We start from the raw sequence: 14,329 nt of genomic DNA on the forward strand, positions 1-14,329 counted from the left end.
TACTAAGCTTTTTTATATTAAAAGTAATTGACTAATTTTTTAAGTAAACCCGCAACAATTTTATGATTTTATAGCAACAGTAAAATTAGACTTGTAGGGGCGGGTTGCACCATAAATTTATCCTGACACATTGATCTAGATAAACCCGCCCTAACCTTAAAAATGATTTATGCCTAAGCTTTATCAGTATTAAACAAAGGTGGGCGATTTTGACTCCAAGGTTTTGCAGCTTCAATTTGGGCAGCTAAAGAAATTAAAGTAGCTTCTGCTGCTGGACGACCAACTAACTGTACACCCACAGGTAAATTGGTAGTGGAGTCAAAACCAGTAGGAAGTGCGATCGCGGGTTGTCCAGTAGCATTAAATGGTGGACACGCCCCGATCCAAGCAGTCATTTGTTGAAAAGTTTCTTCGGGACTAAGATCAGCCCATTGACCAATTTTAATCGGCGGGTGCATAAATACAGGTAGCACCAACACATCAAAGTTATCAAAAAACGCTACAATCTGCCGTGACGTTACCTGCATTTGAGTAACCGCCTGTAAATACTCACCAGCAGAACCAGCATTAAACACCAACCAACGATTTAAAGGACTTAGTACTTCGGGGGGAATTCCCGCCGCCGCAACACCCGCCTGCCAAACTTTAGGAAAAGATGTTAGTAAACCAGTAAAATCAGGGCAAGCTGATTCGATACTGTGACCCATACTTTCTAATAATTTTACAGTGTCTAATACGCCTTGCTGACACACTGGATCAGCATCACCAAAAGGTAGAATGCTGGTGGAAAAAGCAACTCGCAGCTTAGATAGAGTTTGTTGAGTTGCTGATAAAAATGAATTTTCAGGATTGGGTAGCCAATAAGGATCGCCTGTAACGTAGCCAGACATGACATCAAGCATTGCCGCAGCATCAGCAACAGTACGTGCGATCGCACCATTAGTAGCAATTCCACTAATGCGATCGCCTACTGGTGCATGAGACACCCTACCACGCGCAGGTTTAATTCCTACCAAACCACAGCAAGCAGATGGTGTACGAATAGAACCACCCCCATCTGAACCATGCGCCACCGGACACAACCCAGCCGCTACTGCTGCCGCAGCACCACCACTAGACCCCCCTGGCGTATAATCTAAATTCCAAGGATTGCGAGCAGGTGGAAAACCAAGCGGTTCTGTATAAGGAAAAGATCCTAGTTCAGATGTAGCCGTTTTACCAAGAATAATAAAGCCAGCGTGCTTCATACGCGCCACCACGCCATCATCATAAGTGGCGATATTATCCATCAATGCCGGAGTACCGTAGGTACAGCGAACACCAGCAACAGGGTTAAGGTCTTTAACTGAAGTTGGTACACCAAAAAAAGGTGGTAATTCTGAAACATTGGTAGAGTGAGCTAATATTTCTGTTTTAGCTTTGGCTGATGCTAAAGCTTGTTCTGACATCACAGTAAAATAGCTACCCAGTTGCGGATCTAATCTGGCGATGCGATCCAAATAAAGTTCAGTTAACTCTAATATTGATACTTCTTTGTTACGAATCAGTTGTGCTTGTTCTAGTGCTGAAGTAAAAGCTAAATCAGTTTTATTCATGAGAAATTTTGTGCGATCGCTATTTAATGAAACCCATTCATGGCTAGCTTAAATCTTAAAAGACAATCAGCGACCTAATTTGAAAACTTCCCACAGGAAACGCGGCTGGAAAAAAGCATTAGGGGTTTTGAGCATATGAACCACTTCTAGAAATACCTTGTAAAGTTCAGGACTACTGCTGAAGGTGAGCGACACTTTATCCAAATAGCTATGCAATAGGCGGGTCATAAAGTTGGGTTTTCCACCTTCCGTTGTAGACCAACGGAAATCGTCGTTAGTAGCCATTAACCAAGGAACACTATTAACTTTTGCCAACTTAGCTTGAAAGCGTTGCGCCAAACCTGTCAGATCCTTACTACTTCCAGTTTGGTGTTGCTGAAGACATTCATCTAAAGTTAATGCGCTTAGGGCTGCCGCCGTCATGCCTTGACCATAGACAGGGTTAAACGCACAAACTGCATCTCCCAAAGCAATAAAATTTTCTGGTCGGCGCGACATTCGCTCATAATGATGCCAACAATTTTCTGTACGTTGGTAGCTGTAAATTGGGCTTAGGGGTTGGGCGGATTTAATTGCCTCATAAACTTCGGATGTCCGCAAACTGCGGGCAAATTCTTTAAACCCTGCTTCATCCGTCGGTGGGTAGTCTCGACCGACACCGACCAGACCAACTAGCCAGCGATCTCCTTCGGCGGGATAAATCAAGCCACCACGCGGATAATTTGGAGCTTTGGGCATCACGTACAAAACTTTGTAATCTACATTACTGCTAAGGTTTTGGTACCAGCGAGTCGCATACCCCAAAAAAGCATTAACCACTGTTTTCTGTGGTGGCTGATAACCAATCTGTTGCAACCACTTAGGAGATTTAGAATTGCGACCGCTTGCATCAACAATTAACTGAGCCAAAACTTCGATTTCTCGATCATTTTCGTCCCGCAACTGCACCCCAGTTACAACTGTATTATCTGAGTTAGCAAGTAAACCTGTAACTTGGCTACCCTGGCAAAACTTTACCCTGCCATCATCTAACAACCTCTCCCGCAGTTGAAATTCCAGCAAATTTCGAGTACAGGCGTAGGTAATAATCTCAGAAACAAAACGAGGCGACCAACCTCCTGGAGTCAACCAACGAAAGTCTGCTGCCCAATCAACCTTTTGAGCTTCCGCATTAGCAAGATCTTGAGCAAATCCTGGAAATAGTTTTTCTAAAATTTGAGCGCCCTTACTTAGCAGCACATGAAGTTGGTAAGATTGGGGTACACCTGGGCGGGGTATAGGTTGTGCGGGTATGCGATCGCGCTCAACAATTGTTACTCTATCAAAGTAGTCAACCAAAACCCTGGCTGCTAAAAGTCCGGCAATGCTACCTCCAATTACTAAGGCATGATCATTTCCATTTACATGAATAGGGCTATCATTCATATTTAAAATATTAAAATTTATCAAAATATCTATATGTAAAATTCTAAAAAAATAGCACAGATAAACACAAAAATAATAATTTTATCTGTGTTTATCTGTGTGCATCTGTGGTTAAAACAACCTTAACTCGATTATCTAAACCTTTGAACGGTCAGTCAAAATCTCATAACCATCCTCTGTCACCAACACAGTATGTTCAAACTGAGCCGACAGAGAATTATCAACCGTTACCGCAGTCCAACGATCTGATAAAATGCGAGTACGTTTAGAACCAGCATTTAAAATTGGTTCAATCGCCAAAGTCATACCAGCACGTAATTTAACATTAGGCATCTCACGGGTGCGGAAATTAAATACAGAAGGTTCTTCGTGTAAATTGCGACCAACACCGTGACCTGTAAATTCTTCTACAATGCTAAAGCCGTTAGCTTCTACACAATCTTGAATTGCCCCAGCAATATCCATTAAATAATTGCCAGCTTTTACTTGCTCAATTCCTTTATATAGAGATTCTTCAGCTATTTGAATTAACTTAGCTGCTTCAGGCTTGACTTCACCCACAGCAATAGTAATGCAAGAGTCGCCATGAAATCCCTGATAATAAGCACCAGTATCTACTTTCAATACATCCCCAGCCCTAATTACCTTTTTAGGACTAGGAATGCCGTGTACCACTTCATTATTAATACTGGAGCAAATTGAAGCTGGAAAGCCACTATAGCCCTTAAAGCTAGGTGTTGCGCCCATTTCACGGATGCGTTTTTCGGCGTGGGCATCTATGTCGGCTGTTGTCATCCCAGGTTCTACCATCTGAGAAACTTCTTTCAGCACAGTTGCCACAATTTTAGCCGCCTGTCGCATGATTTCAATTTCACGCTGCGACTTAATCTCAATACCTCGACGTTGTTTTTTCTCTTTAGGCGCTTGAGTTGGTTGGAAAAGCAGATTGTTCAAAATGTTCATTGGGGATTGACAGGTGGCTAAAGGTGGGAAATCTACGGATTTGGAGTAATACCACAGGTAAGAACAATAATCCTACACTTTTAAGACTTACACACAGCCATAGGCTGGGGTGTTGGTGTTTTATCTCTGTTTTCTAACTTAACTTATCTTTAGGGCTGAGGATTTTTTAGAGGCAGTAGGTCAATATAATTAAGGGCTGAATCTAACCCCCGACAGGGTTTGATATTGACAGGGAGGGGGCTAGATTTAGGTTTGATGTTTTTTAAGGTTGAGCTACTTGATTAGATGGTCTGGACGCTGACAGAGGTGGTCCTGCTGACACTACTACCAAGTTATCAGGATGGAGCAACTCTTTAGCTGCCTGATTTACTTGATCTGGGGTAACTGCTTGGATTTTATTGATAAAATCGCGCATTTCTTCTGGGTTTAACCCATAAACTTCGTTCATCAGAATTTGAGAAGCTAAAGTATCTAAACTAGCTAGAGAGACGGCGTAACTACTATTAATCGAAGATTTAGCAGCCTCTACCTCACCAGGATTTAAGCCTCGATCGCGTATTTGATCTAATAAGGCTATGGTGCTAGAGATGGCGCGATTTGTATCTTCTGGAGAAGTTTGCATGGAAATTAAAAACGGACCTGCATATTTTCCAGCTTGGAAGTAACTGTATATACCATAAGTAAGCCCTTGGCGATCGCGAATTTCCGTTCCCAACCGACTTGATAAGGTATTGCCACCCACAATTTCATTAAGTATTGATGCCGCATAGAAACGAGGATCTTGGCGGTCAATTCCTTTATATCCTATATAGGTAATTGACTGAGTTTTACCAGGAATTACTGGATTTAGTTGCACTACCTTTGTTGGTAAATCTACTTGTGGATACTTGATCGTTGGTGCTGTACCCGTAGTCTTCCAAGTACCTAATTGTTTTTCTAGAAGCGATCGCGTTTTGTTAACGTCAAAGTTACCCACAAGCGTCAGTACTGTAGTATCAGGGCGATAATGTTGTTTGTAAAACTGCATCACATCAGCACGACTAATACTCTTTAAAGTCGCTTCAGTCGAAAAAACATGGAAGGGATGATTTTTTGGATAAATTGTTTCTTGAAATGTCCGTCTTGCCAATTTAGATGGATTATCTAAATCAAACTTCAAAGTATTTAAAGCTTGTTGACGGCTTATTTCTAACTCTTTTGTCGGAAATGATGCGTTTTGCGTCACTTGAGAGAAAACTTCAATTAGTGTTGGTAAATCTCCCGTTAACGCATTACCGGAAATTGCTACCCCTTCTCGATTAGCACTAAATGATAACTCCGCTCCTCTATCTGCTAAAGTTTGAGCGATCGCTAAAGCATTTTTACTCTTAGTGCCATTCATCAAGTTATCTGCCGTCATTCCAGCAATACCTGCCTTAGATGAAGCATCAAACTCTGAACCAGCTTGAATATAGCCACTGAGCGTGACAGTGGGAGTACTGCTATCTGGTAATAACAAAACTTTAAGATTATTTGCCAGCTTTAATTCCACTGGCAATGATTGTTTTGTGGATGTTGTGGCTGCATCTACAGATGGCAGGTATTTTGCTACCTCTTCTGGCGCGACTGGTGCGCCGAGATTAAAACTTTCAGAAGTTTGTGCTGCATTTTTAGCACCAGCAGGAGTTTTACTTACTTGTTGCGTAGGTTCAAAATAACCTACTGTACGCTTGGTTTGTTTCAGGTATGTTTGAGCAACTCTCTGGACATCAGCAACAGTAACTTTTTGGATTCCTGCCAAGTAACGGTCTGTATAGTGATAATCATTAGCCGTCGTTTGATCGTTGCCCAACTGTTGAGCTTGGCTAGTAATATCGCGGTTTGACATAATTAAGTCAGAGCGCAGTTGTGCTTTTGCTCGTTTGAGTTCTTCTGCTGTCACTCCTTTTTTGCTAAAATTGGCGAGCGCACCTTGTAGCACCCGATCAATCTCTGATAATTTCTTACCAGGGGCAGCCGTAGCCGATAGTTGATACCATCCACCAGCGATCAAATTAGCACTTCCCCCACCAACATCGCTAACTAACCCTGATTCCACTAAAGCTTGATAAAGCCTGGAACTCCGCCCCTCTGCCAGAATATAATCCATCACATCTATCGCTGGCACATCTGGGTGCTTCAGATTAGGTAACGGATACACCGCCTGCAATAACGCCGCACTTCCAGCCTCACGTAATACAATTGGATTTTGGGTTTGAGATTTTGAATTGTTGAGTGCTAATTGTTGAGTGCTAACTGCTGACTGCTTGCTGCTCACTACTTGCTGGTTGGGGACTTTGGTAAAAATCTCTTTTACCGCCGTCATGGTTAACTTTGTATCAAAATCGCCCACAATTACCAGCGTGGCATTATTAGGGCTATAGTAATGGCGGTAGTATGAAAGCACTTGCTCAGGTGTAAACTTCTCCACATCTGCCTTAGTACCACCAACTGTTAAACCATAAGGGTGGTTAGGAAAAGCAGCCCGCTTGACAGCACGATTTAGTCGATAACTAGGGCTATTTTCATACCCCTGCAATTCAGAAATAACAACCCGCTTCTCACTTCCCAGTTGCTCACTATTAATCAACGAATTCTGCATTCGATCAGCTTCTAACTCTAGTAGCGCCCGGAGTTTATTGCGCTCTGCTGTCCCAAAATAAGCCGTTTGATCGTAGCTAGTAAAAGCATTAGAGTCACTTCCTAAAGCACTAAATAAGCGACCAAATTGTATTGGACGGCTTTTAGTACCTTTAAACATCATGTGTTCTAGTTGGTGTGCAATGCCATTAACTCCTGGTGCTTCATTGCGGGAGCCAATTTTATACCACACCTGTACGCTTACTACTGGCGAACTATGTACTTCCTTTGTCAGAACAGTAAGCCCATTTTCCAAAACAGTTTTCTGCACGTTTTTGGTAAGCGATAAGGGCGCGGCTGGCGTTGCTATAGGCGACTTACTCTTACCACCCTGATTAACAGTTGTTGAGGGTGATGAACTAGCGCCCGCAGCTTGGCTGGAAGTGGTGACACCTCCTAGTGCTAGTACAGCACTTAAGCATAAGCAAAAAAGTAAGAAAGAAAAGTGAAGTCTTCGCCCAGTATTCCAAAGAAACATAAATTTTGACATATAAATTGCACAGGTAATCAATCTAAATTTAGTTCGGAGGTAGTAAGGATAATCTTTTCTAGCAAATTAAATGGAATGTAACAATTAATGACTAATCTAAAAACAATCTAAAAATACTATTTTAATCCCCAGGCGGGGCATTGCTTATTGAACCTAGTACAAGCTCTAATTTTATCTAGTTGCAATAAAACTACTTGGAAATATTTGATGAGTAAGCTTTCTGCATTAGTTTTGACAATTAGCTTGTTGATAGTAGCTTGCGGCGCTGGAAATAATACCACAGCGCCTTCTAACCCTTCGGTAACCAGTACAGCAACCAAAACAGGCGATCGCCAATCTCAAGATAAACCTTTAGTCGTCACAACAGTAGCTCCTATTACTAATATAGTCAGTAACATTGCAGGCGATCGCATCTCTGTTGTCGGTGTTGTCCCCGAAGGTACTGATTCTCATACCTTTGAGCCTCGCCCTTCTGATGCCGATCTCCTTGCTCAAGCTGATCTAATCTTAGTTAATGGTTTAAGCTTAGAAACCCCTACAAAAAAACTAGCACAAACCTCTAAACCCAAAGACACAAAAATCTACCAATTGGGAGATGAAACAATTACAAAACAAGAGTGGATTTTTGACTTTAGCTTTCCTAAAGATAAAGGAGATCCGAACCCGCACCTGTGGGTAAATCCGAAATACGCTGAAGCTTACGCCAAATTAGCTGCCAAACATTTAACCGAATTAGATCCAGCAGGAAAAGATTACTACGCCACTAATTTAAAAAACTACCAACAACGTCTTGATGAACTAGATAAAGTCACCCGTGCGGTAGTTGCTAGTATTCCCCCCGAAAAGCGTAAACTGCTCACATACCACGACTCTTGGGCATACTGGGCGCGAGAGTATGGTTTTGAAGTTATTGGTGCTATTCAGCCTTCAGATTTTAACGAACCTTCAGCCCAAGATATTGCGAAACTCGTCGATCAAGTTCGTGAAACAAAAGTCCCCGCTATCTTTGGTTCAGAAGTATTTCCTAGCAAAGTAGCCGAACAAATTGCCCGTGAAGCTAACGTCAAAACAGCTAACACTAGCGATGACGATTTACCAGGCGAAGGTTCAGCTAATGCCATAGAAAATACTAATACTCAACATACATACATTGGCATGATGGCAGAAAACTTACGGATACTGGCTGAAAATCTTGGCGGTAATCCGAAGCTAGTTGACAGCCTTGATACTGCTAATATTGTAGGCTCAAAAGCAAGTGCAAATAAATAACGTTGGAGTTATTAAAGTATGAATAATTGATTCATACTTCAAAATTGCTTGAACTAAATGTTTCATCCACAAAATCACTAGCTTGCTGAAAAAGTATCTGAAAAATAATTAACATTGACAAAATATCTGCATTTATATATGGTATAAAATTCACCAAATCAACTTTTGAATAAAATTTTAATACCTCAACATTACTGTTCAAGCTTTGATAGCTTCGCAATCAACTTTGACCTTTTATCCTGTTCAACGTGGAACCAATACTTGAAATTAAAAACCTCACCTGTGGCTATCAACAAGAGCCAGTATTTACAAAAATCAATCTCAAACTCTATCCTGGTCAACTTTCTGGCTTAGTTGGACCATCAGGTAGTGGTAAAAGCACTTTGATGAAAGCAATTTTAGGCTTAATTCGTCCTTGGGGCGGTGAAATTTGGTTTCGTGGTAAAAAATTAAATCCAGGCGTTGCGCCACTTAAAGTCGGTTATGTACCGCAGGTAGAAACAGTAGATTGGAATTTTCCTGTGACTGCTGAAGAAGTAGTAATGATGGGACGTTACCAGAGAAAACAGCTTTTGCCTTGGGCTTCATCAAGCGATCGCGCAGCCGCCAAAAGACTCCTCAGCCGCCTTGGAGTCGCTAATGTAGCCCATCAACCCATAGGCGAACTATCGGGGGGACAACAGCAACGGGTGTTTCTAGCGCGGGCGCTTGTCGGACAACCAGATATTGTGATTCTGGATGAGCCTACCAGTAGTTCAGATCTCCATGTCCAACACGAACTCTTACACCTATTGGCAGATTTAAACCAAGAAGGGTTAACAATTCTACTCTCTACCCACGACCTCAACTCAGTAGCAACTCATCTACCCTGGGTAGTATGTTTCAATCACGGCATCATTTCTCAAGGTCAACCAATTGATGTTTTTACTCCTGCTACTTTGGAACAAACATTTGGAGCAGAGATGGTAGTTTTCCATCAAGAAGACCGGATTTTGATTGCTAGTGGAATGACTACACTCCGGCATCAAATGAAGCGTAACTTACCTCATATCTTGCACAAATCTAAAGCAGTTAGCGATTAGCCGTCAACAGTTAACTGGTAGCATGGAAAAATGAATGCAAGGTTGTTTTATGTCAAATCCTGAATTATTGACGCAACTGCGGCAGTTATCCAATGATGAGAAGGTTGAAATGATTCAGTTTTTAACGGCTGAATTGGCAAAAGAAAAAGGTTTAAAGTCATTGGACAATGGCGCGGTTTATCGTGCTTGGTCGCCTTATGATTATGATGATGCTGCTCATAAATTAATGAGCTTACTAGAACAAGAAGAAGCGAAATAGAATGCGAAATGCTAAACGATTTCCTTTTATCGAACGAAGGAATTAAGCAGGAGAGGCTAATGTTTTTCCCTGCGTACCCATAACTTTAAGTTATCGGGATTGTGTTTCGGAAGTTTTTGGTTTGTTAGATACGGGAGCTAGTCTTAATGTTTTACCGTACCATGTTGGTTTAGCATTGGGAGCAGTGTGGGAGGAACAAACCCTTTCAATTGCCTTAGCAGGTAATCTTGCGCCAGTGGAAGCAAGGGGTTTAGCTGTTGTGGGGCAAATTAGCAATTTTCCGCCTGTTCGTTTAGCTTTTGCTTGGGCTAAATCTAATGATCCGCCTATTATTTTAGGTCAGTTAAACTTTTTTATGGAGTTTGATGTCTGTTTTTATCGTTCACAGTTGGCGTTTGAAGTGTGTCCTAAGTTTAGGGATAATTGAGATTATCAAGCTTCCAAAATCAAAATAGTGCGTTTCTACATGAGCAACAATTTATTAGGGAAGTAAGCACTATGGATATTTTATTAAAACCCTTCCAATATGAATTTTTTACTCGCGCCATACTTGTGGGAATGATGGCAGGGTTATTGTGTGGCGTGATGGGAGTTTATATAGTAAGTAGGCGGATGAGTTATATCGCGCATGGTCTTTCCCACGCAATTTTGGGCGGTGCTGTGCTGAGTTATGTTTTAGGGATCAACTTCTACATTGGTTCTGGAGTTTGGGGTTTTGGAGCAGCTTTGTTAATCCAGTACTTAACAGGTCGTAAAATTTATTCAGATGCAGCAATTGGGATTGTAACTACAGCGAGTTTTGCTTTGGGTGTTGCGGTTATCAGTACTTATCGTAAATTTAGTCAAAATTTTGAAGCAGCTTTATTTGGAAATGTTTTAGGGGTTGCTCCTAGCGATTTGTGGATTGTAACTGCTGTAACTATCGTCCTACTTAGTATAGTTTTTATCTTTTATCGTCCCTTGCTATTTTGGTGTTTTGATCGAGAAGTCGCACAGGTTCATGGTGTACCTGTATTAGCAATGGATACCTTATTTGCTTTAATGTTGGCAACTTTATTAGTAGCAACTCTACAAGTTTTAGGAGTCACATTAATTATTTCAGCAGTTGTAATACCAGCTTCAATTGCACGATTATTAAATAATCGCTTTGGCTACATCATGCTGATTTCAGGGTTTTTAGGTGCTGCGATCGCATTTGTCGGCATATACCTCAGCTACTACTTCGATATTGCTTCTGGCGCAAGTGTTGTATTGCTATCAACCCTAATTTTTGGATGTGTTTTATTGTGGACTCAAATTCGACAAAGACAGAAACGAAATCTTCCGCCCCTACACCCAAAACCTTTTTCTTAACAAAGTGAGTATTTAACCCTTACTTAAAACTCTAATAAATTCTAGAGGTAATCCATCAGTATCAGCAATAAAGGCGACTTCGTAAACGCGATCGCCGATCATTTGTTGAGTTGGTTCTAATAAAATCTTTAAAGGTTGAAATTGCTCTCCATCCTGATGTGATGCTTCTGCAAACTGGTTTTGGAGATTACTTAACCAAGTAGGAAGATCATCTGAGACATCAGTGAGATCAAAAGATAGATGATAGTAACCAACATAATGTTCATCCCCAAAAGCATCGGCGGCTGGGCGGGGTTGAGGAATTTGAATTAATTCTATGCGCCCCCCTAGCCCCTCCATCCAGCACGCGAGGGTAATTCCGGCGGTAAAGCGTTCACAAACTGTAAATCCTAGCTGTTCATAAAATGCGATCGCTCGATGAATATTAGCCGTACGGATGGAAGCGTGGTGCATTCTAACTTGTGATTTAAAATTTAGGATTTTTACGACTCAGCACAACACCAAATTATTACTCAAACAATCGGAAATAGGGGTATCTTACTGGCACACCAGGTTCTTTTTCTAAATCAAAATTTATTACTTCCCAGCAAGGATCTTCTTGAGGGTCGGGACTAAACTCCACAGGTAAACCATAAAGCTTAGGTTTTTGTTGGTCTGGCTGACTTCGCCAAGGTGTACTGCGTTCCAAATAAGAACTAATCAGTTCTCGGTAGCGACTAGCAATAATCACCCGCGTCGCTTTATATCCCTGGGTATATAGTCGGTCTAACGCTTCGTGAATCTCAAACCTAATCCCATCTGGATGAGTATGCTGTCGATACCATTCATTATTCCACCGTCGCCAGTGCCGTCCTGATTGCAGATGAACCAGTTCACCTGTTTCGGGATCTGCTTCAAATGCACCATGACGCTGACACAGATATGTATCAGTTAGCGTCAATGCCGGAATAGTTTGACGACAGTGGGGACACTGAATTTCTGCGCCAAATATAGGATATTGCAAGCCTGGATTCATCATCAAGTGCGTAATCGCATTTTATCTGCGCCACCGTAGCAGTGGCTTTATTATATCTAGTATTAAACTTTATCAACCTTCTGCAAATGACTTATTTACTGTAGTGAACAATAAATACGAACAACTATTTTCAGCTTCATCATATTGGTCTAGTGTCGATCTGTTTCAAGCGGCTTTTGTTGCGCCTAATGCGGTTGTTATGGGCAAAGTCAAGATAGAGAAAGGAGTTAGTATTTGGTATGGCGCTGTTGTCCGAGGAGATGTCGAGTGGATTGAAATTGGAGAACGAACCAATATTCAGGATGGCGCAATTTTGCATGGCGATCCTGGTAAACCTACAATTTTAGAAGACCATGTAACAGTTGGTCATCGCGCTGTAGTGCATTCAGCTTATATTGAACGAGGAAGTTTAATCGGTATTGGTGCAGTGGTGCTAGACGGCGTTAGAGTTGGCACTGGCAGCATAATTGGGGCTGGTTGTGTGGTAACTAAAGATGTGCCGCCATTCTCGTTGATGGTTGGTGTACCTGCCAAGCGACTACGTGATGTTTCTGAGACGGAAGCAGCAGAACTTATAGAACACGCGCGGCGTTATGAACAGTTAGCTTTAGTTCACGCAGGTAAGGGAACAGATTTAGGCTTTACAGCACCACATTAATTAAGTTGGTCATGGGTTATGAGTTATTTAACTCTCTGGAAAATGTATAAAACTGCCCCACTTCAGTTAAAAATAAAAATGAGAAGTGTTCAAAAATCTTTAAGTATTAACAGAGGAGACTTAGTATGGAGTTTGATTTGCGTCTTTTAATTGTTCTGCTACCAGTTCTAGCCGCAGGCGGATGGGCTCTTTACAATGTTGCGCCCATTGCGATTAAACAAGTACAAGCTTTTTTTAACAAACCTTAAAAAATTGCTCATTGCAACAAAAGTAGCCGACTACTACCCGAAGTGGGTTGTGGTCGGCTGTTTTTACTCTAATTAAAGATGTGGCTGTGTATACTGGGTGCGATCGCTCCTTCAAGCCAAACTCAAATGATGGAGGATGTGCGATCGCAATTGTTTTAATCCACATCAACAGCTACACCAACGTTACTTAACGCTTTCTAGCTGATCCATACGAAGCCATATATTCGGCGTTGGTACTTGACCGAACTTAACCAAAGCATAGTCGCCCCGTAAATCTAACACTTCACCCTTAGTTTCAAACAAATAGGACGGAAAGCGGGAATCACTAGCTTTAGCCTCTAAACTGTTTTCCAATTTTTCGCGGATAGCACGAACTAACTCGCCTTTTTTGACTGCCATACTCTTAACAATTAACAATTAACAATTAACAATTATCAATTAGCAATGACCAAAATATCTATCTAATGCTGACACTCTGGGCAAAAGTGAGCCGAACGTCCTACTAATTTCAGTCTTAATATTGGTGTATTACAAACGCGACAAGGTTGCGAAGTGCGGTTATAAACCCAAGCGATACCGCCATAGTTACCATTAACGCCCTGCACATTTAGAAAATTACTAAAAGTAGTTCCCCCTGCTGCAATTGAGTTTTCCAAAACTTGAATAATTGCTGTTCTCAATCGCTCAATTTGTTCTACAGTCAGGCTACTAGCAACTGTTGTCGGTTTAATACCGCTCAGAAATAAGGCTTCGTCAGCATAAATATTTCCTAGCCCTGCTACAGTGGCTTGATCTAGTAGAACCGTCTTAATCGAACGCTTACGCTGGTGCAGTTGCTTTGTTAGATACTCAACTGAAAAATCATCCGAAAAAGGGTCTAGCCCCAATTTCTGTAACCCTGTAATTACTTCTTCAGGCGGAGTTCCTGGTTGCACCCACCACATCTGCCCAAAGGTGCGTTGGTCAACAAAACGCAACTCATGTCCGCCCTGGAAAAACAGGCGGACTCGCGTATGCTTCTCTAATGGCTGTTCCTGGTCAACCCATAACAATTGACCTGTCATCCGCAAATGAACGCCTAACCAACCAGCACTAGATGCTGAATGAGCATCTATGACAGATGCCAGCAAATATTTACCACGTCGATGCCACTCAGTAATCGCTGTACCTTTTAGACCAGCAAGGAAATCTTCAGCAGAAAGAGGGTGGGCAATGGTGCGTGTCAGCAACACATCCCCACCCAGAATTTTTTTAGCCAGGGTGACATGATTTAGACCCTGGCGTACTGTTTCAACTTCAGGCAGTTCAGGCACA

15 protein-coding genes and 1 pseudogene are annotated in these 14,329 nt (G+C 41.7%); 7 read left to right on the plus strand and 9 right to left on the minus strand.

Annotation, left to right across the window (positions count from 1 at the left end):
- Positions 1–173 precede the first annotated feature (173 nt).
- The 4 genes from CRI9333_RS16055 to CRI9333_RS16070 form a co-directional block, all read right to left on the minus strand.
- Positions 174–1,595: an amidase gene (locus tag CRI9333_RS16055; RefSeq protein ID WP_015204222.1), complete on the minus strand. Its 1,422-nt coding sequence runs from the start codon at positions 1,593–1,595 to the stop codon at positions 174–176.
- A 66-nt stretch (positions 1,596–1,661) separates the two neighbouring features.
- On the minus strand, positions 1,662–3,020 hold the full coding sequence (locus CRI9333_RS16060) for an NAD(P)/FAD-dependent oxidoreductase (protein ID WP_015204223.1): 1,359 nt from the start codon (positions 3,018–3,020) through the stop codon (positions 1,662–1,664).
- A 135-nt stretch (positions 3,021–3,155) separates the two neighbouring features.
- Complete coding sequence (gene map, locus CRI9333_RS16065; protein ID WP_015204224.1) at positions 3,156–3,983, minus strand: type I methionyl aminopeptidase; 828 nt, start codon at positions 3,981–3,983, stop codon at positions 3,156–3,158.
- 262 nt (positions 3,984–4,245) lie between these two features.
- Positions 4,246–7,131, minus strand: coding sequence for a M16 family metallopeptidase (locus CRI9333_RS16070; protein WP_015204225.1), 2,886 nt, complete (start codon positions 7,129–7,131; stop codon positions 4,246–4,248).
- A 207-nt stretch (positions 7,132–7,338) separates the two neighbouring features.
- Here CRI9333_RS16070 and CRI9333_RS16075 point away from each other — a divergent pair, with 207 nt between their 5' ends.
- The 5 genes and pseudogenes from CRI9333_RS16075 (at position 7,339) to CRI9333_RS16095 (ending at position 11,094) form a co-directional block, all read left to right on the plus strand.
- Positions 7,339–8,400 (plus strand): metal ABC transporter substrate-binding protein, encoded by a 1,062-nt coding sequence (locus CRI9333_RS16075; RefSeq protein WP_015204226.1) that lies wholly within the window; start codon positions 7,339–7,341, stop codon positions 8,398–8,400.
- 248 nt (positions 8,401–8,648) lie between these two features.
- Positions 8,649–9,482, plus strand: coding sequence for a metal ABC transporter ATP-binding protein (locus tag CRI9333_RS16080; RefSeq protein ID WP_015204227.1), 834 nt, complete (start codon positions 8,649–8,651; stop codon positions 9,480–9,482).
- A gap of 49 nt (positions 9,483–9,531) precedes the next feature.
- Positions 9,532–9,741, plus strand: coding sequence for a hypothetical protein (locus tag CRI9333_RS16085; RefSeq protein WP_041226746.1), 210 nt, complete (start codon positions 9,532–9,534; stop codon positions 9,739–9,741).
- A gap of 1 nt (position 9,742) precedes the next feature.
- Positions 9,743–10,168, plus strand: a pseudogene (locus tag CRI9333_RS16090) (hypothetical protein).
- Between the two features lie 71 nt (positions 10,169–10,239).
- Positions 10,240–11,094 (plus strand): metal ABC transporter permease, encoded by an 855-nt coding sequence (locus tag CRI9333_RS16095; protein WP_015204230.1) that lies wholly within the window; start codon positions 10,240–10,242, stop codon positions 11,092–11,094.
- A 12-nt stretch (positions 11,095–11,106) separates the two neighbouring features.
- On the opposite strand, the gene CRI9333_RS16100 is transcribed toward CRI9333_RS16095, so the two are convergent.
- Complete coding sequence (locus CRI9333_RS16100; RefSeq protein WP_015204231.1) at positions 11,107–11,547, minus strand: VOC family protein; 441 nt, start codon at positions 11,545–11,547, stop codon at positions 11,107–11,109.
- Positions 11,548–11,602: 55 nt separating this feature from the next.
- The gene (locus tag CRI9333_RS16105) at positions 11,603–12,112 is read right to left on the minus strand and encodes a TIGR02652 family protein (RefSeq protein WP_015204232.1); all 510 of its coding nucleotides are present in this window, start codon (positions 12,110–12,112) and stop codon (positions 11,603–11,605) included.
- A 100-nt stretch (positions 12,113–12,212) separates the two neighbouring features.
- On the opposite strand from CRI9333_RS16105, the gene CRI9333_RS16110 reads away from it, so the two are divergent.
- Together CRI9333_RS16110 and CRI9333_RS16115 are read left to right on the plus strand one after the other, a co-directional pair.
- Entirely contained in the window at positions 12,213–12,767 is a 555-nt protein-coding gene (locus tag CRI9333_RS16110) for a gamma carbonic anhydrase family protein (protein WP_015204233.1), read from the plus strand.
- A 125-nt stretch (positions 12,768–12,892) separates the two neighbouring features.
- Positions 12,893–13,015 (plus strand): photosystem II protein Y, encoded by a 123-nt coding sequence (locus tag CRI9333_RS16115; protein ID WP_015204234.1) that lies wholly within the window; start codon positions 12,893–12,895, stop codon positions 13,013–13,015.
- Here CRI9333_RS16115 and CRI9333_RS26820 read toward each other — a convergent pair.
- From CRI9333_RS26820 to CRI9333_RS16125, 3 genes are all read right to left on the minus strand, one after another.
- A complete protein-coding gene (locus CRI9333_RS26820) occupies positions 13,002–13,181 on the minus strand; it encodes a hypothetical protein (RefSeq protein ID WP_157462337.1) in 180 nt (59 codons plus the stop codon). The two genes, CRI9333_RS16115 and CRI9333_RS26820, sit on opposite strands and share 14 nt — an antisense overlap.
- Positions 13,182–13,198: 17 nt before the next feature.
- Positions 13,199–13,414 (minus strand): NAD(P)H-quinone oxidoreductase subunit O, encoded by a 216-nt coding sequence (gene ndhO, locus CRI9333_RS16120; RefSeq protein ID WP_041226085.1) that lies wholly within the window; start codon positions 13,412–13,414, stop codon positions 13,199–13,201.
- 62 nt (positions 13,415–13,476) lie between these two features.
- Positions 13,477–14,328 carry a DNA-formamidopyrimidine glycosylase gene (locus tag CRI9333_RS16125; RefSeq protein WP_015204236.1) on the minus strand — a complete coding sequence of 284 codons (852 nt, stop codon included), beginning with the start codon at positions 14,326–14,328 and terminating at the stop codon, positions 13,477–13,479.
- Between the last annotated feature and the right edge of the window lies 1 nt (position 14,329).

Origin of the sequence: Crinalium epipsammum PCC 9333, assembly GCF_000317495.1 — a bacterium.
In the GTDB taxonomy this organism is placed as follows: domain Bacteria; phylum Cyanobacteriota; class Cyanobacteriia; order Cyanobacteriales; family PCC-9333; genus Crinalium; species Crinalium epipsammum.